Raw genomic sequence first — 16,007 nt, 5'->3', positions numbered from 1 at the left:
CAGCTTTATGAAATGGCGACCAAAAAACCGATAATTGCGATCAACACGACCCAAAACCATTTAGAGGTTTTTTCCGGCTTCCATTCTTCGCCATATTCAACCTGATAATCGGGTCTGACATCCTTTCTTTTCATCACATTCCCTGGAAATTAACATCCTTAAATTCCTGCGGGCATATTTTAAGATGAATCTTAATGTTATTAAATTTAATGCGTATTTTTGGGTAAAAATCTCAATGGAATATGAGAGGGGCTTTATGAAATACCAACAAAAACAAGGGATTTAATATGGTTTTGTTGCGTTATTATCTTTTGCCGTTTTTTGGTTGGAATCTAAAGAGGAATGGCATTTTCCTTCCTGTGCCAGCGTGGCCGGCACCCGCTTTTGCGCCCGCCAGCCTCTGCGCTGCCGGTTTGCCCACAGGTTTCTGCCGCATATTGGAATGAACATAAAGCATTATCAACCTGACAGGAATGCAGGTGAACTTATGGTGGGGGATTGGTCTGTTGTTTACTGCGATGACCGGCTTTGCACTTTTGGTTTTTGGTTCGTTTTTTAGTGGGAGAGTGAAGCACCGCGTTCCATTTTATTGGTTTAGAAGCATTTTTCGACATTACAGAAATGCAAAAACCCGCCATAAGCGGGTTTTTGATCGCTAATACTTAACTGCTCAGGCCGTTGCCTTCATCGCGATTGCAAGTTTTAGCGAGATTATCGGCGATTAAAGCGCGATAACGTTTACAGCAGAAGGGCCTTTAGCGCCGCTCTCAACAGAGAACTCCACTTTTTGACCTTCGTCTAAGGTTTTAAAATCGCTGCTCTGGATAGCGGAGAAATGTACGAAGACATCTTTGCTGCCATCTTGTGGAGTGATAAAACCGAAGCCTTTATCTGCGTTAAACCATTTTACTAAACCAGTCATTTTAGTAGACATAGATACATCCTTTTTCATTTTTGAGCCACTCATCGTGGCGAACATGGCCTGTTTTGCAGAATTTTACTTATGGGGCACTTAGGAGGAGGCTCATGAAGAAGGGGTATCTAGAGATAACGCTTGAACTGAGGACTGCTTTACTAAAACTGCTTTCATAAGGTCTGTGTTCCAAACCGATGACGTCATAGTAGGCTTGGTTTGATTTATTAAGCAAGGATTAATTTTATTAATGTCGTGGGTAGGCTGTCACACCTCTGACGTAGTGTGATGATTGTCCGAGAATTTGGAGCGTGGAGCCGGCATTTTTCACCGCAATGTGGTTGACGCATAAAAGATAAAAGCCCTGACCGTTGCAGCCAGGGCTTTTATGGTACTATTGACTTCAGATTTAACATTAATGAACTTAATATTTCTTACTGCTAAGGTACTAATTTTAAATGTACACGTTTATCACAGATAATATTGGGTGATAATATTAACTAAAACCTCCCCTATATTTACCAGTTCACATTGTCCGCCAACCTGAATGAATATTCCAAGGTATGGCATTTTAAACAAGTACATCTCCCCTCGCGATATAGACTCTTGATGCGTAGCCTCACTTCCATTGCGATCTTGTTGCACTGTTTTCTAGGCTATCTTGAAAACCAATCGCAAACAAAAAACAATTGAATCATGGCCTTACATCATCGCGTTTTGGTCCGCACCCTGCGATTGTAGATACTGACTACGTGGCCTTAAAGCGTCATCAAGCGAGCGACTGGATTTTCCTCGGCATTGATGCCCATACAAAAATCACTTCGTGGCCTTTATCGCAAAATAAATTTAAATCAACTTAATTAACACTTTTGGTAATAACAGCTAGCTACCATTTCGCTGCTGCTGATGACCAATCTACGGGTTTTTAAAAGGGTGTCAATACTGTTTTTAATGACATGTTTTTAATAACATGTTTTTATTCACAGTGTTTATACGTGATCTCTTTCAAACCTCGCCGAACGTTTATTTTTATCGGCTTACCTTTTTTGGGAGGGGGATATTATGTCGGAGTTTTTTCTGAAATGGCGGGGCTGATGCTTGGGTAATATTAGCGTTTCATTAGCTAAGCCAAAAACCAAAATATGATCTTGTCCGTAGAAGGCAGGCTGGCGATTTATGTTGCCGCAGAAACCGCTATCCGGGCCTGACGTAGCCCGCTGCAGAAGCAACGGGCTGTTCCCACGGTATCAGGGCCTGGTGACGAATCGTGCAAGTTGTTGGTGCAATTGACTGTTTTCTTTACGTAAGTGCTCAATTTCCTCCAGCAGCGTCAAGGTGACCGCGATACCCGGCCAGTCCAGCGCCAATTCGCGATGCAACTGTTGAGCGCGGTGAAAAATGGTCAGCGCATGATCGTCAAATACCCAGTCTGCAGCCGTCGGGTTACGCGGTTCGATCACCCCCAGCCCGACGATTTCCGTTAACTCATCCTCTGAAACACCGGTATGCAGGCAAAATTCGGTAATGGTTAAAGTTACTTTTACGTTAGCCATTTTGCTTACTCCACTCTTTGCGTGGGTCAAAAGCGGGTTGCGCCTCCGCCAGTTGTTGCCACAGCGCCGCATTTTTTTCGTCCGGCTTCGGTGGCATCACGACCTTGATCACCGCATATAAATCCCCGGTTTCTTTCTTGCCGACTAGGCCTTTCCCCTTGATGCGCAGCCGCTGGCCGGTCTGGCTACCGGCTGGGATAGTCAGCAGAATAGGGTCTTTCAGGGTCGGAACCGGCACCTTGGCACCCAGAGCAGCTTCCCATGGTGATACCGGCAGGACGATCTCCAGATTATGGCCGACGATGTCGAACAGCGGGTGCGGCGCAATGCGGATGATCAGATAAAGGTCACCGTTGGCGCCGCCCTCAGCGCCCGGCGCACCCTGGCCTTTCAGGCGAATGCGTTCGCCATCGCCCACGCCGACGGGGATCTTCACATTAAGGGTTTTGGGGACTTCCTGTTCCACCATGCCGAAAGCGTTATAAATCGGCAGGCTATAGCGAATGGTCCGGGTTTGCTCGGCCAGAGTTTCCTCAAGGAAAACTGCCACTTCCATCTCGATGTCTTGCCCGCGCATGGCACGGCTTTGGCGTCGGTGTTGCGAACGCGCATGTTCGCCAAACATCGAGGAAAAAATATCGGAAAAGTCTTCGGCGTTATTGGCGTGGCCGTGCTGCGTTTGACGGCCAAAATTAGGGTCGTTGCGATGTTGCACCAATTGATCGTATTCGGCGCGACGCTCATCGTCTTTTAACACCTCATAGGCTTCCGCGACTTCCTTGAACTGCGCTTCGGCATTCGATTCGGTGCTGACGTCGGGGTGATATTTTCGCGCCAGACGACGATAGGCCGTTTTGATAGCCTTGAGATCGTCCGATGGCTTAACCCCTAAAATGGCATAATAGTCCTTGAATTCCATAGCGTAATCATCTCATTTCAATCTTTCATCTGAGGGAATGGCTGAGCCTGCATTGCATGAAACCTTACTCAGGGTAGGGCACTTGCCACCGGGACATCGAGATCATTGTGCGGCCGGGCGGCTAATGAGCGAAAAAGGCGGTGCGATAAACCCTCCTTATGTATGCGCTTAATTGCGCTTTAGCTGCCTGGCGACCCTGAACAGGCTGAAGGCGCTGAACAACATTTCAATACCTACAAGGGTGGTCACCAGTATGACCGATGTCATCGGATCGGCGCTAAACAACATCCAGGCAATCACCAGATCCAAGAAGCCAATGACGAACTGCAACCAACTGCCGCTGACTTCACGCAGCTTATAACCGGCAACTAACCGCACAATACCACCGAGCGCGAATAATATGGCGAGGTATATCGCCAGCGTCAGAATGCCGGCCAATGGACTGGTAATGAACAGGTAGCCGATAATCAAATAAGCCGCGCCCAGTAATAGGCCGCCGATCATCGGCCAGGTGTTTTGTACCCGATTGGCTATCATGCCCGTCACCAACGCCGTGCCGCTCAGCAACAGTAAGACGCCGACCAGAATGCTCAGCGCTGTGCCGGATGCCAGGGGGTTAATCAGGCACAAAATACCGCCCACCAAGAGCAGGAAGGCAATAATCAGCAGGGCAGTGCGTTGCTTTTTGAGGCGTTCTTCACTCAGGAGGGGCAGATTTTTATGGTCAAAATTTAACATGACAGTACTCCATTTGTCGTATGGTGCTCAGTAATCCCTACTTGTTTAGCATAGTCCTTTTGGCGCTTTTTGACTGCCCCGGTGCAAATGTTACTATTGACGCCTGACGCGTATCAGCGCCCGGAAATATGATTGAGGACAGGATTTGAGCACAGGAAGCAAACTTGCGTGGTGGCGCCGCGCCGCAGTGTGTCTGACATTGAGCCTGCTGTTGGCCGGTTGTTCGAGCAAAAACAGCTATAACCGCGACTACGACAAACTGCCGAAGGGCACTTACAGCGGCAAATCCTATACCGTTAAACGTGGCGATACGCTGTATTACATCGCCTGGATCACTGACAGCGAAGTCAGCGAACTGGCACGAATCAACAAGATACGCCCGCCCTACGGGCTGGAAGTCGGGCAAAAACTGCGGCTGAGCGGCAGCGCCCCGACCAAAACGGCGTCAACCCGGCGTAAAAATACCTCGTCCGGCGCGGTGTTGGCTAAATCGACGCCGCCGCCTGGGGCTTCACGCTGCTGGCGCTGGCCGACCAGCGGCAAGATAGTGCAGAAATATTCCAACGCAGACGGCGGCAATAAGGGCATCGATATCGCCGGTGCGCGCGGCCAGCCGATCTTCGCTTCCGCCAAGGGCAAGGTGGTGTACGTCGGCAATCAACTGCGCGGCTACGGCAACCTGATCATGATTAAGCACGGCGAAGATTTCATCACCGCCTATGCGCATAACGACAGTACGCTGGTCCGCAACGGCCAGGATGTGAAGGCAGGGCAAAAGATTGGCACCATGGGCAGTACCGGCACCGACTCCGTGTTCCTGCATTTCCAGATCCGCTATCGCGCCACCGCGCTCGATCCGCAACGCTATCTGCCGCCGCAAGGCGCTTCGCCATCTTGTTAAGCGTGGAGATAACGGCCCGTTCCGTCAAGGAGCGGGCCCCTGTCGCGGGCTATTTCCGCTTCCTTCCACATAGCCAGATCAACGCCAACAGCACCACCACCGCAACTCCGATGGCCGGAGCCATATAAGGCTGCAGCTTCGCCAGCAACGGTACCGGGCCGCCGGTGCGCAGCATCGCCACGTCCTCCTCGCTTACCGTCACCGCCGGGTTGCCGTAGTTTTTCAGCACATAATTGCTGATGGCGGCGATTTGCCGATCGGTTAATGGATTGACGTAGGATTGCGGGCCAAAGTTCGGCATCAGCACGTCCTCGCTGCCTGCTTTGCGCTGCACGCCGAACAAAATGGCGGAGATCAGGTTGGCCGGGTTGCCGGAACCGGTGGCGGTATTGTTGAACAGCGAAGGATAGGCCTGGTTTTTGCTGCCGCTGCCGTCCGGTTGGTGGCAACTGGCGCAGTTGCCGCTGAATAAGGCCGCACCGTCGCTGACGGTATTATTGGCATTGGACGGATGCAGGCCGCGTAGCGTCGGTTCGACGTTCAGCGGTTGGCCAAAGCGGTCCGCCGCCTGCTTATCCTGAGCATCGCGGATCGGTACGGTACTTTTCAGGTAGACGGCAATGGCCATCAGATCCTGTTCAGGCAGGTATTGCAGGCTGTTTTCCACCGCCTCTGCCATGCCGCCAGCGGCCTGATTTTTCCCGGCGACCCGCCCGGTTTTGAGATATTGCACCAGTTCTTCATTGCTCCAGCCGCCGATGCCGCTGACGGCGTCCGACGTAATGTTCGGCGCATACCAACTTCCCACCATGCCCCCCGCCAGCGGCTTATCGGCGCTTTCCGCCATCAGCAGGTTGCGTGGCGTATGGCAGGTATCGCAATGCCCAGGGCCGTTGACCAGATAGGCGCCGCGGTTCCACTGCTCGCTTTTCTCGGCATTGGGCTGAAAGCGGTTCTTATCCAGAAACAGCAAGTTCCAGCCGGCCATACTGAAGCGCATATTGAACGGGAAGGGCAGTGCGGTCGGCGTATTTTTCTGCTCTACCGGCTTCACCCCTTGCATAAAGTAGGTGTAGAGCGCGTGGATGTCCGCATCACTCAATTTGCTGTAGGAGGTATAGGGCATTGCCGGGTAGAGATAGCTGCCGTCGGCGCGCACCCCATCGCGCAGTGCACGAGCGAACTGTTGTTCCGTGTAGCCACCTATGCCGTCATGCGCCGAAGGGGTGATATTGGTGGAGTAAATTACGCCCATCGGCGAGTTGATGCCGTAACCGCCGGCAAAGGGCTTGCCGCCGCCCGGTTGGGTGTGGCAGGCCTGGCAGTCCGAAGCTATGGCAAGCTGCTCACCCTGTTTAAGTAACGCAGCGCCATCGTCGGTCGCCAGGGCGGCACCGCTCAGCCCCAGCAACAGGGCAAATCCAAGTTGTATCTTCATGATTTTACCGCCAGCGATTGGGCGATGTCGTCGGCGGCCTTGATGCCCAACGCCGCCATGGTTAGCGTGCTGTTGACTACGCTGGCTGAAGGAATGGCACCGCCACCCGGCAGCCAGAGGTTGGCATGGTCGTGGGTGCGGCAGTTGCCGTCCACCACCGAGTCATGCGGATCGCTGCCCATAATGGTGCCGCCCATGATGTGATTATTGGCGTTCAGGTTGGTGGTGATTTTGAATTCATCGGCATCGAACAGGCGGCCAATATGTTCCAGCTGTTTATGTGCGGCTTCGGCGCCCTTGCGCACGTAATCGCCGACGTCGTAATGAATATCGGGACACGGCAGGCCGTGAGCGTCCTTGCGGTTGGCGCTCAGCGTCAGGCGGTTGTTCGGGTCTGGTAACGGTTCCAGGCTAATCGACAAATCAACGCCATAGGCCGCGCGCCGGCGGATCTCTTCATCCAGCACTTTACCTACCAGGCCCTGCGCCAGCGCTTTTTGCGTTGCGGGAACTATCTGATTGATATTATTAAGTATCATCTTGTTGGCAGAATAGTCCTTACGGAACTCGCCATCGCGCGGTCCCACCAGGCAGCTGCTCTGCGCCGGGCCGCGGCCGAGCCACAGTGGCTCTTTAGCCAGGAAGGTGCAGTGAAAGCCGGAGTGATCCATCATATTGCGCCCAACCTGATCGGAAGAGTTGGCGATGCCGTTGGGGTTCTGTTTATTGGCGGCAAGCAGCAGCAAGCGTGGCGTTTCGATACCGTTACAGGCCAGCGCGAAGGCGTTGGCGCTGGCTTTATGCGAGCGTTTTTGATTATCCAACCAGTGCACGGCGGTAACGCGATTCTGGTCGTCGGTATCAATTTTGTAGACCACCGACTCTGCCAGCACCACTGCGCCTTTCATTTCCGCGCGTTCGACATGATGGATGCCGTTATACATGGCGCCAATGGGGCAAATCGGCTGGCAGTTGTTGTTGCCGCAGCAGGTCGGGCGGCCTTTCCACGGGCGGATGCTGCGTCCCTGCGGGATTGGCACCGATCGGTAGCCGTGCGGGTTGACCACTTCGGCGAAGCGGGTGTCGCCATAGGCCCAGGGCACCATGTCCATCGGATAAGGCTTGCTGCGCTCCACCGGCGATTGCTGCGCCGGATCGTTGGGGCCTGCGACACCGATTTCCTCTTCCGCACGGCAGTAGTAGGGTTCGAGATCGTTATACGAAATTGGCCAGTCGCGACCGACGCCGTACAGGGTTTTCATCTGGAAATCGCTCGGCAAATGGCGCCAGCAAGATGCTGCCCAGTGCCAGGTGGTACCGCCGACGGTGCGCAGATAGCCCTGTTTGAAGCTGCCGGCGCTGGGGCCACTAAGGGCTACGTAGTTGTTTTCCGGGAAGTAGAGCGGTGCGGTGGCGTATTCAGATTGCGGATACAGCCCCTGGAAATCTGAGCCCGCCCGGTTATCGAACGGCATGTTGCGCCAGTTTTCCACCGCTTGGGCGCGATCGATGCGCAGGCCGGCCTCCAACACCAGGACGGAATAGCCGAGGCTGACCAGTTGGTCGGCCATGATGCCGCCGACAATGCCGGAGCCGACGATCACGATGTCGGCCGATGCGTCGCCATTGGCGGTAAATTCAGGTTTTTTCATCAGGATAATCTCAGCGAACGGGTGTCATGGTCATCGGCGGAGCGGCGGTCCACCACAGCGGGCCGTTGCCGCAATAGGTCGGTACGATCAGCGCATCGCTGGCGGGGCGGTACATCAGCGCATCCTTGTAGGCGATCAGCACTGCTTGCTGGCCATGTCCGACGGTGCCGGTATACCAGGCGCTGATAATGGCGGTGAGCAGATCCTGCAGGCCGGCCTGGATTGCCAGCGTTTGCAGCTGTTTGGCACTTTGCTCCGGCTGCAGCAAGGCGCTTAGCTGCTTAATTTGAGCAGAGAAATTGGGGATGCTGTCGCTCAAGGCGGTGAATATACGCGCCGACATGCCCTGGTCGATGTCCTGATGTTCGGTAATAGTCCGGGACAGAGTGAAGAAACGTGCAAAGACAAGCGGGTTGGCTGCTGCGGTTTGCTGCTCAGCCTGGGTCAGAAATGGATAGCCAAGCAGGGAGGTGGCGACAAGGACGGAAGCCATGCCGAACAACACATCTCTTCTTCTGAAACCGGTTCCATTGTTGTCCGAAAGCAAATTTTCGCTGGGTAATGCAGTGCTCATGGTGAATTTCTCGCAACGGGTGTTAAAGCCTGGGTAGGCGAAGGTAGGGCAGATACTGAATACAAGATGATGAAATAAAGATACTTTTGATTATTGATCGATAGCCAATAATTCATTTTATAATAATTTTTTCGGATATTAACTTGGCGGTAACTTCTCAACAACAAATTTTAACGGCGAGCCTGAAAGATCGCACTTTAAGAATAAATGGGGCGAAGGAAAGCGGCAAAGTTGCTGAGCTATGGAGGCTTGCTTCAGCGATCAAAAAAGGCGGCGATAGCGGATTTCATAAGGGTTTCGCCGTCATCCGTGCCAAAATGGATCACTAGCCGACGTCGCCACTTTGACTGAGAAGATAAATATTACCTTATGGATCGCTCCCGTTTATTAACCTTCCTGCTGCCTTACCTATGGCCGAAAAATAACCCCAAACTGCGGTGGTATCTGGTTATAGCTTGTATTTTCATGGTGGTTGCCAAGGTCAGCACTTCGCTGGTGCCGCTGGCGTATAAGGAGATGGTCGACGCACTGAGCGCGGATACTGCGAAAATGCTGGCCATTCCGCTGGGGCTGATCGTCGCCTACGGCGTTGCGCGGGTCGGCGCCACGCTGTTTGAAGAGCTGCGCAACGTGATGTTCATTCATCTCAGCCAGAATGCCACCCGCTTGCTGGGGCTTCGGGTGTTCAGGCAATTGCATGCGCTGAGCCTGCGCTTTCATCTGGAGCGTCAGACTGGCGGGTTGTCGCTGTCGATCGAACGCGGCACCCAAGCGGTAGCGACGGTGTTTTCACGGTTGCTGTTCTCTATTTTCCCTATCTTGTTCGAACTCACCCTGGTCGCGGTGATCATGTGGCATATGCTGAACGGTTGGTTCGCGCTGGCGATCCTGGCCACCGTCGGTGGTTATATCCTGTTTACCGTGATCGCGGTCAGCTGGCGCACTCGTTTCCGGCGTGAACTCAACAAGGCCAATGCCGATGCCAACAGCAAGTCCATCGACAGCCTGCTGAACTATGAAACCGTAAAGTACTTCGGCAATGAAGAGTTCGAGGCCGAGCGTTTCAATATGTCGCGCCGGCTGTACGAATATGCCGCCATTAAAAACCAGTTCAGTTTTACCGCCATCAACCTCGGGCAAACCGCCATTATCTCCATCGGGTTGATAGTGATGATGGCGATGGCGGCGCAGGGCATTGTGCAGGGGCGGATGACGGTCGGTGACTTTGTGTTGGTGAATGCTTATCTGCTTCAGCTGTATCAACCGTTGAATTTCTTCGGTTTTATTTATGCCGAAGTCAGACAAGCGCTGATCGATATGGAGAATCTGTTCGATTTGCTGCAGGAAGAGCAGGAAATCGTCGATAGTCCTGACGCCGCGGCCCTTCGGTTGTCGCGTGGCGAAGTGCGCTTTGAGGCGGTCAGCTTTGGCTATGATGCGCGTCGGCCGATTTTGAACGACGTCAGTTTCACCATTCCGGCTGGTAACACCGTAGCGGTGGTCGGCGCTTCCGGTGCCGGCAAATCTACGTTGTCCCGGCTGCTGTTCCGCTTCTATGACGTGAACGGAGGGGCGGTACTTATTGACGGCCAGGATATCCGCAATCTGAAACAGGCTAGCTTGCGCGCGGCGATCGGCATTGTGCCGCAAGATACCGTGCTGTTTAACGATACCCTGCGCTACAACATCGGCTACGGCAAAACCGGATCCAGCAACGAAGAGATCGAACGGGCGGCGAAGTTGGCGCATATCCACGAATTTATCGTCGGCCTGCCTGACGGCTATGAAACCCGGGTGGGCGAGCGTGGGCTCAAGCTGTCCGGGGGGGAGAAGCAGCGGGTGGCGATCGCCCGTACCATCCTGAAAAACCCGGCGATCCTGGTGTTCGACGAAGCCACCAGCGCATTGGATACCCAAACCGAACGCGAGATCCAGGCGCATCTGCGCGAGGTGAGCCGCGACCATACCACGCTGGTGATTGCCCACCGTCTGTCGACGGTGGTGGACGCCGACGAAATCATCGTGCTGGAGGCGGGAGAAATCGTCGAGCGTGGGCGCCATGAGGAATTGTTGCAAAGCGATGGCCGTTACGCCGCGATGTGGCAAAACCAGTACAGCGAGGAGTCATAATCTTGCTGGCTAACGTCCGGGCACTAACGAGCGGGACGTTAGCCGCAGGCGTCACAATTCACCGGTCAAATACTGCGCCACGCCGTTGCCAAAACTCCAATCGCCCTTGCTGTTGGTAGTGATAGACACCATCAGGTCACTGCTTTCAATTCCACAGCTTTCTTTCAGCTCGCGGCTGAGATCGGCGTAAAACCGCTGTTTCTGCTCTTCGGCGCGCGGGCTGGTGATCACTCGCACCACCACCAGATCGCGGGTGCGCGTCAGGTTAAGGCCGGTGTCTTCGATCACCATATGGTGAGCCTTGTTTTCATGAACAATCTGATAGCGATCGCGCTGCGGCACCTCAAAGGCACTGAGCACGGCACGGTGGGCGGCATCGAGCAGGGTTTTCAGTTCGGCTTCGCTGCGGCCCTCAATGACTTCGAAGATAAGTAATGGCATTTGTATAATCCTGTCAGTGAGTTAATGAAATTTTAGATACGTAGGGCAGCGTTTTTGCATCGCTTCCGATAACCCATCTTAGCCAAGCCGCAGCGGGGGAAGAAGCGCTATACTTGAACTCATTGTTTATATAAATGAACAGTTGGCGATGAAAAATCCAAAAATAGAAACCCTGTGGACCCATTTGCACTGGCTTACCGTACTGGCCGAACAGAGCAGTTTCACCCGTGCGGCGGAGCGGCTGGACGTCAGTAAAGCGGCCATGAGTCAGAAAATAAAAGAGATCGAAATGCTGGCCGGGGTGCCGCTGGTGCAGCGAACTACCCGCAGCGTTCGGCTGACCGATGCCGGGTTGAGGCTGGTTGAGGAACTGCGTCAGCCTTTCGCGCAGATTAAGCAGAGTTTCTCCGGCATTTGCGATTCCAGCGGGCCGCTGCGCGGTTCGATCCGGGTGACGGCGCCGGTGGCGTTTGCCCGCCAGCAGTTGGTGCCGCGCATTACCGGCTTTTTGCGCGCCAACCCGGAGGTACGGGTGCAGCTTGAGGTGTCGGACCGGCTGGTATCGTTGACCACCGAAGGTTTCGATCTGGCGATCCGCCATAGCGATAGCCTGCCGGATACGCACGTCGCCTGGCGGCTGTGCCCGACGGAAACGCTGGCGGTGGCGTCGGCGGACTATATTAAACGGCACGGCATGCCGTCATCTCCCGCCGAACTGCAACGGCATCAGTGCCTTTACTATCCGCGGGGGAGCGAGCAGCCGGGCTGGAGCTTTGTCGCCAGGCACTCGACTGAGGGGAAAGTGGACCAGGTCCGCGTGCCGGTCAGCGGACCGTTTGCCACCAACAACAGCGAGTCGATACGCGATGCGGCGGCGGAAGGGCTGGGCATTGCTCTGCTACCGGATTTCAGCGCGCAACAGGCGCTGGCGGACGGGCGGTTGATTGAGGTACTGCCGGCCTGGCGCCCGATTGGCGCCTTTGCCGACAGTCTTCACGTAGTGCGGCCCTATGCACCGCAGGTGTCGCGTGCGGTAACGGAGTTCAGCAGCTACTTGCGCGGCGCTTTTGCCGAAGGGTTTGCCGCCGGTTGACCTTCGTTCAGGATACGCACTACATAGTCGCAGGCAATGCGACAGTCCTGGCTGAGATTCGCTTCGCCGCCGGACAGGCTGCCACGCAGCCACAACCCATCGATCATCGCCGCCAACCCGCGCGCGGCATCGCGCGCCTGTTGTTGCGGCAGTTCACGGCGGAACTGGCTGCAGATATTGGAATAAAGCCGACGATCGTTGGCGCGCTGCAGGCGGCGCAGTGGCGGCTGGTGCATGCTGGCAGCCCAGAAATCAAGCCAGGCGCGCATCGAGATCGCATTGGTTTGGCTGGGATGAAAGTTACCCTGAATAATGGCAAATAGCTGCGATTGGCTGTCGGCGGCCGCCTGGCTGCGGCATTCGGCGACCGCGTCGCGCAGATCGCGCAAGATCTTGCGCATGGTGGCGCTCAGCAATCCCTCTTTATCGCCAAAGTAGTGGCTGACGATGCCGGTAGACAGCCCCGCTTCTTTTGCCACCTGCGACAAGGTGATGCCGGCCAAGCCGACGACGTTAATGGCCGCGAAGGCGGCATTAATCAACTGCTCCTTACGCTGCTCCGGAATGTCTTTACGGTACATTTTTTCCCCGACTGATAGGCAAATCACAGTTTTAATTTGATTGATTGAATGGTCAATTAATACTCTATATGCTGCAAAAATGTCAAATAAATGGTGATTAAATGTTAACTAAAGGTTGCGTTTAAATCGTCTGTCTTTTGCATCATGGAATCCTGCCAATGACAGTGAATAGTCTCCCATCGCACGGTGAACAACCGATTAGGTTAAATGTACCGGTATTTTTCAGCTCGGCGGCGGTGATCCTGCTGCTTGGCGTTTTGATTGTGCTGTTCCCGGCCGGCAGCAAGCAGTGGCTTAACCTGGCTCAGAGCTGGGTAGCCGATGTGTTCGGCTGGTACTACATGTTATTGATGGTTGCCTGTATGGCGTTTGTTTTTTGGCTGGCGTTGTCGCGTTTCGGCCAGATCCGCCTTGGGCCGGACGACGAGCAACCGCAGTTCAGTTATCCCTCTTGGGTGGCGATGTTGTTCTCGTCGGGCATCGGCATTGCGCTGGTTTATTACGGTGCTTACGAGCCGCTGGATCACTTCCTGTCGCCGCCGGAAGGCAGCGGCGGCAGCGTGCAGGCCGCGCGTCAGGCGATGGCGCTCACTTTTCTGCACTGGGGGCTGCATGGCTGGGCGCTGTATGCGCTGATTGCCACCGCGCTGGCGTATTTCGCCTATTGCCGCGGCTTGCCGCTGGCGTTGCGCTCGGCGTTGTATCCGATTTTCGGCGAGCGCATTCACGGCGGCGTTGGTCATCTGGTGGACAGCTTCGGCATTTTGGTCACGGTGATCTCGATGGTGACCAATCTGGGGATCGGTGCCTTGCTGGTTAATTCCGGGCTGTTTTACCTGTTCGATATTCCGCAAAGCAACGGCGTGCTGTTGATACTGATCGTGGTGATGATGGTGGTAGCCACGCTGGCGGCGGTAACCGGCGTCGAGAAGGGCATCGCGATACTGTCCAATATCAATGTCGGTTTTTTGTGCCTGCTGCTGCTGTTCGTGTTTCTGGCCGGCCCGACGCTAAACCTGGTCAACGGCATGTTGCAGAACGTGGGGGACTATCTGACCTCGATTGTCAGCAGAAGCTTTGACATGTATCTGTACGGCAAGGCGCGCCAGTGGCAGGGCGCCTGGACGTTGTTCTACTGGGCCTGGTGGGTGGCGTGGGCGCCGTTTGTCGGCCTGTTTATCGCGCGCATCTCCAAAGGGCGCACTATCCGTGAATTGATCTTCGGCGTGTTGCTGATCCCGCTGGGCTTTACCCTGGCGTGGTTGTCGATCTTCGGTAACACCGCCATCAGCCTGGTGCTGGAAAGCGGGCAGGCGATCCTCGGCCAGGTGGCGGTGAGCGATCCGCCGATGGCGGTGTTCAAGCTGTTCGAATACCTGCCCTATACCCAACTCACAGCCGGTTTCACCGTGTTGATCAGCTTTGTGCTTTTCCTGACGCCGGTCGATTCCGGCACGCTGATGATCGCCAACCTGTCTTGCCAGGGCGGCTCGGCGCAGGATGATGCACCGGCCTGGCTGCGCATTTTCTGGGCCGCGGTGACCACCGTGGTGTGCATTGGCCTGTTGTATGCAGGCAGCTTCAGTGCGATGCAGACCGCCGTAGTGCTGTGCGGCCTGCCGTTCTCGGCGGTGATCGTGCTGTATATGGTCAGTCTGCATAAGGATCTGCATCGCTACGCCATAAAGCCGGTGACGACATGATAATACGTAGCTTTCATCGACAAGATGAGCTTCTGCGCTGATCCTTAAGGGGGCACCGCCGTGATTCAGTGCCCGGCGACCAGCGATCCGGCGCCGATCTCCGCAATGGTTTTCGCGCCGGTGAGCGTCATGGCGACGCGCATTTCCTTGTCGATCAGTTCCAGCAGATTACTGACGCCGGCACCGCCGGCGGCGGCCAGCGCATAGACGAAGGCGCGCCCCAGCAGCACGCTGTCGGCGCCCAGCGCGATCATGCGCACTACATCCAGACCGCTGCGGATCCCGGAATCGGCCAGCAGCGTAATCTCCCCTTTTACCGCATCGGCGATCGCCGGCAGCGCGCGGGCGGTCGACAGCACGCCGTCCAACTGGCGGCCGCCGTGGTTGGAAACGATAATGCCATCGGCACCGAAACGCACCGCATCCTTGGCGTCTTCCGGATCGAGAATGCCTTTGATGATCATCGGTCCCTCCCAGAATTCGCGGATCCATTCCAAATCCTTCCAGGAGATGGAAGGATCGAAGTTCGTCCCCAACCAGCCAATGTAATCCTCCAGGCTGGTGGGTTGGCCGCGATAGGCCGATACGTTGCCCAGATCGTGCGGCTTGCCGCGCAGGCCGACGTCCCAGGCCCATTGCGGATGAGTAAATGCCTGCAGCATGCGGCGCAGGGCGGCGTTAGGGCCGCTCATACCGGAATGGGCGTCACGGTAGCGCGCGCCTGGCACCGGCATATCGACGGTGAACACCAGCGTTTTCACTCCGGCGGCTTTGGCCCGCTCCAGTGCGTTATGCATAAAGCCACGGTCCTTCAGGACATACAGCTGGAACCACATCGGCCGATCGATAGCCGGCGCCACTTCTTCGATCGGGCAGACTGATACGGTGGATAGGGTAAAAGGAATGCCTTTCTGCGCCGCAGCTTGGGCGGCCTGTACCTCACCGCGACGGGCGTACATGCCGGTTAACCCGACGGGCCCCAGTATCACCGGCATCGCCAGTTTTTCGCCGAACAGGCTGGTTTCCAGACTAAGATCCGACATATTGCGCAGCACGCGCTGGCGCAGGGCGACGTTAGCCAGATCCTCGGTATTACGCCGTAGCGTATGTTCGGCGTAAGCCCCGCCGTCAATATAGTGGAACAGAAAAGGGGGAAGCTTGGCCTGTGCAGCGGCCCGGTAATCGGTTGACGCGGAAATAATCATGTTTTTACTCTCTGCGATGGAGGCCGCCGATTACGGCGTGCGGGGTAATCTCGGCCTAAAATGTAGCGAAAGTGTTAATAATTATGCTGTGTTTATTCTAAGCCCAATAGGTGACGGGATTCTATGCCGGTTTTTTGGGCAGGTCTGGCAAGGGTAAGAAATAATG

16 protein-coding genes are annotated in these 16,007 nt (G+C 55.1%); 5 read left to right on the top strand and 11 right to left on the bottom strand.

Annotation, left to right across the window (positions count from 1 at the left end):
• Positions 1 to 5: 5 nt before the first annotated feature.
• The 5 genes from ACTJJ1_RS22285 to ACTJJ1_RS22265 form a co-directional block, all read right to left on the bottom strand.
• A complete protein-coding gene (locus ACTJJ1_RS22285; protein ID WP_006327704.1) occupies positions 6 to 134 on the bottom strand; it encodes a hypothetical protein in 129 nt (42 codons plus the stop codon).
• A 587-nt stretch (positions 135 to 721) separates the two neighbouring features.
• Positions 722 to 934 (bottom strand): transcription antiterminator/RNA stability regulator CspE, encoded by a 213-nt coding sequence (cspE, locus tag ACTJJ1_RS22280; protein WP_004952373.1) that lies wholly within the window; start codon positions 932 to 934, stop codon positions 722 to 724.
• Positions 935 to 2,160: 1,226 nt separating this feature from the next.
• A complete protein-coding gene (cbpM, locus tag ACTJJ1_RS22275) occupies positions 2,161 to 2,466 on the bottom strand; it encodes a chaperone modulator CbpM (protein ID WP_006327698.1) in 306 nt (101 codons plus the stop codon).
• Positions 2,459 to 3,385, bottom strand: coding sequence for a curved DNA-binding protein (cbpA, locus tag ACTJJ1_RS22270; RefSeq protein ID WP_004952366.1), 927 nt, complete (start codon positions 3,383 to 3,385; stop codon positions 2,459 to 2,461). Before cbpA ends, cbpM begins: the two co-directional genes overlap by 8 nt.
• A gap of 168 nt (positions 3,386 to 3,553) precedes the next feature.
• Positions 3,554 to 4,123 carry an HdeD family acid-resistance protein gene (locus tag ACTJJ1_RS22265; RefSeq protein WP_440835340.1) on the bottom strand — a complete coding sequence of 190 codons (570 nt, stop codon included), beginning with the start codon at positions 4,121 to 4,123 and terminating at the stop codon, positions 3,554 to 3,556.
• Positions 4,124 to 4,268: 145 nt separating this feature from the next.
• On the opposite strand from ACTJJ1_RS22265, the gene actS reads away from it, so the two are divergent.
• On the top strand, positions 4,269 to 5,024 hold the full coding sequence (gene actS / locus ACTJJ1_RS22260) for an amidase activator ActS (RefSeq protein ID WP_440835338.1): 756 nt from the start codon (positions 4,269 to 4,271) through the stop codon (positions 5,022 to 5,024).
• 49 nt (positions 5,025 to 5,073) lie between these two features.
• Here actS and ACTJJ1_RS22255 read toward each other — a convergent pair whose 3' ends face one another.
• Genes ACTJJ1_RS22255 through ACTJJ1_RS22245 form a run of 3 tightly spaced genes read right to left on the bottom strand, consistent with a single transcriptional unit; the run spans position 5,074 to position 8,688 of the window.
• On the bottom strand, positions 5,074 to 6,462 hold the full coding sequence (locus tag ACTJJ1_RS22255; RefSeq protein WP_440835336.1) for a c-type cytochrome: 1,389 nt from the start codon (positions 6,460 to 6,462) through the stop codon (positions 5,074 to 5,076).
• Positions 6,459 to 8,114, bottom strand: a complete 1,656-nt coding sequence (locus ACTJJ1_RS22250) for a GMC family oxidoreductase (protein WP_020439697.1) — start codon at positions 8,112 to 8,114, stop codon at positions 6,459 to 6,461. The genes ACTJJ1_RS22255 and ACTJJ1_RS22250 overlap by 4 nt, the downstream gene beginning before the upstream one ends.
• A gap of 10 nt (positions 8,115 to 8,124) precedes the next feature.
• Complete coding sequence (locus ACTJJ1_RS22245) at positions 8,125 to 8,688, bottom strand: sorbitol dehydrogenase family protein (RefSeq protein WP_004952352.1); 564 nt, start codon at positions 8,686 to 8,688, stop codon at positions 8,125 to 8,127.
• A 143-nt stretch (positions 8,689 to 8,831) separates the two neighbouring features.
• Between ACTJJ1_RS22245 and ACTJJ1_RS22240 the strand changes: the two genes are divergently transcribed.
• Together ACTJJ1_RS22240 and ACTJJ1_RS22235 are read left to right on the top strand one after the other, a co-directional pair.
• The gene (locus ACTJJ1_RS22240; protein WP_183130097.1) at positions 8,832 to 9,017 is read left to right on the top strand and encodes a hypothetical protein; all 186 of its coding nucleotides are present in this window, start codon (positions 8,832 to 8,834) and stop codon (positions 9,015 to 9,017) included.
• Between the two features lie 40 nt (positions 9,018 to 9,057).
• Positions 9,058 to 10,818: an ABCB family ABC transporter ATP-binding protein/permease gene (locus ACTJJ1_RS22235; RefSeq protein ID WP_440835333.1), complete on the top strand. Its 1,761-nt coding sequence runs from the start codon at positions 9,058 to 9,060 to the stop codon at positions 10,816 to 10,818.
• A gap of 51 nt (positions 10,819 to 10,869) precedes the next feature.
• Here the strand turns inward: ACTJJ1_RS22235 and ACTJJ1_RS22230 are convergent, their stop codons facing one another.
• Positions 10,870 to 11,259 carry a tautomerase family protein gene (locus tag ACTJJ1_RS22230; protein WP_004952346.1) on the bottom strand — a complete coding sequence of 130 codons (390 nt, stop codon included), beginning with the start codon at positions 11,257 to 11,259 and terminating at the stop codon, positions 10,870 to 10,872.
• Positions 11,260 to 11,407: 148 nt separating this feature from the next.
• Here ACTJJ1_RS22230 and ACTJJ1_RS22225 point away from each other — a divergent pair, with 148 nt between their 5' ends.
• Positions 11,408 to 12,352 carry a LysR family transcriptional regulator gene (locus ACTJJ1_RS22225; protein WP_440835331.1) on the top strand — a complete coding sequence of 315 codons (945 nt, stop codon included), beginning with the start codon at positions 11,408 to 11,410 and terminating at the stop codon, positions 12,350 to 12,352.
• Here the strand turns inward: ACTJJ1_RS22225 and betI are convergent.
• Positions 12,310 to 12,933: a transcriptional regulator BetI gene (gene betI / locus ACTJJ1_RS22220; RefSeq protein WP_004952341.1), complete on the bottom strand. Its 624-nt coding sequence runs from the start codon at positions 12,931 to 12,933 to the stop codon at positions 12,310 to 12,312. The genes ACTJJ1_RS22225 and betI overlap by 43 nt on opposite strands.
• Positions 12,934 to 13,091: 158 nt before the next feature.
• Here betI and ACTJJ1_RS22215 point away from each other — a divergent pair, with 158 nt between their 5' ends.
• The gene (locus ACTJJ1_RS22215; protein WP_004952339.1) at positions 13,092 to 14,636 is read left to right on the top strand and encodes a BCCT family transporter; all 1,545 of its coding nucleotides are present in this window, start codon (positions 13,092 to 13,094) and stop codon (positions 14,634 to 14,636) included.
• Positions 14,637 to 14,701: 65 nt separating this feature from the next.
• Here the strand turns inward: ACTJJ1_RS22215 and lldD are convergent, their stop codons facing one another.
• Positions 14,702 to 15,841 carry an FMN-dependent L-lactate dehydrogenase LldD gene (gene lldD / locus ACTJJ1_RS22210; protein ID WP_440835328.1) on the bottom strand — a complete coding sequence of 380 codons (1,140 nt, stop codon included), beginning with the start codon at positions 15,839 to 15,841 and terminating at the stop codon, positions 14,702 to 14,704.
• Positions 15,842 to 16,007: the final 166 nt, after the last annotated feature.

It is taken from the genome of Serratia sp. 22264, assembly GCF_052045345.1.
GTDB classification, from domain to species: Bacteria; Pseudomonadota; Gammaproteobacteria; order Enterobacterales; family Enterobacteriaceae; genus Serratia; species Serratia plymuthica.
The sequence above is the reverse complement of the archived record's forward strand: the minus strand, read 5'-3'. Positions and strand labels throughout refer to the sequence as shown.

Bases quoted from the DNA above. Each gene is read 5' to 3' on its own strand.
- ACTJJ1_RS22285 (WP_006327704.1), bottom strand. From the start codon at position 134: ATGAAAAGAAAGGATGTCAGACCCGATTATCAGGTTGAATATGGCGAA.
- cspE (WP_004952373.1), bottom strand. From the start codon at position 934: ATGTCTACTAAAATGACTGGTTTAGTAAAATGGTTTAACGCAGATAAA.
- cbpM (WP_006327698.1), bottom strand. From the start codon at position 2,466: ATGGCTAACGTAAAAGTAACTTTAACCATTACCGAATTTTGCCTGCAT.
- cbpA (WP_004952366.1), bottom strand. From the start codon at position 3,385: ATGGAATTCAAGGACTATTATGCCATTTTAGGGGTTAAGCCATCGGAC.
- ACTJJ1_RS22265 (WP_440835340.1), bottom strand. From the start codon at position 4,123: ATGTTAAATTTTGACCATAAAAATCTGCCCCTCCTGAGTGAAGAACGC.
- ACTJJ1_RS22255 (WP_440835336.1), bottom strand. From the start codon at position 6,462: ATGAAGATACAACTTGGATTTGCCCTGTTGCTGGGGCTGAGCGGTGCC.
- ACTJJ1_RS22250 (WP_020439697.1), bottom strand. From the start codon at position 8,114: ATGAAAAAACCTGAATTTACCGCCAATGGCGACGCATCGGCCGACATC.
- ACTJJ1_RS22245 (WP_004952352.1), bottom strand. From the start codon at position 8,688: ATGAGCACTGCATTACCCAGCGAAAATTTGCTTTCGGACAACAATGGA.
- ACTJJ1_RS22235 (WP_440835333.1), top strand. From the start codon at position 9,058: ATGGATCGCTCCCGTTTATTAACCTTCCTGCTGCCTTACCTATGGCCG.
- ACTJJ1_RS22230 (WP_004952346.1), bottom strand. From the start codon at position 11,259: ATGCCATTACTTATCTTCGAAGTCATTGAGGGCCGCAGCGAAGCCGAA.
- ACTJJ1_RS22225 (WP_440835331.1), top strand. From the start codon at position 11,408: ATGAAAAATCCAAAAATAGAAACCCTGTGGACCCATTTGCACTGGCTT.
- betI (WP_004952341.1), bottom strand. From the start codon at position 12,933: ATGTACCGTAAAGACATTCCGGAGCAGCGTAAGGAGCAGTTGATTAAT.
- ACTJJ1_RS22215 (WP_004952339.1), top strand. From the start codon at position 13,092: ATGACAGTGAATAGTCTCCCATCGCACGGTGAACAACCGATTAGGTTA.
- lldD (WP_440835328.1), bottom strand. From the start codon at position 15,841: ATGATTATTTCCGCGTCAACCGATTACCGGGCCGCTGCACAGGCCAAG.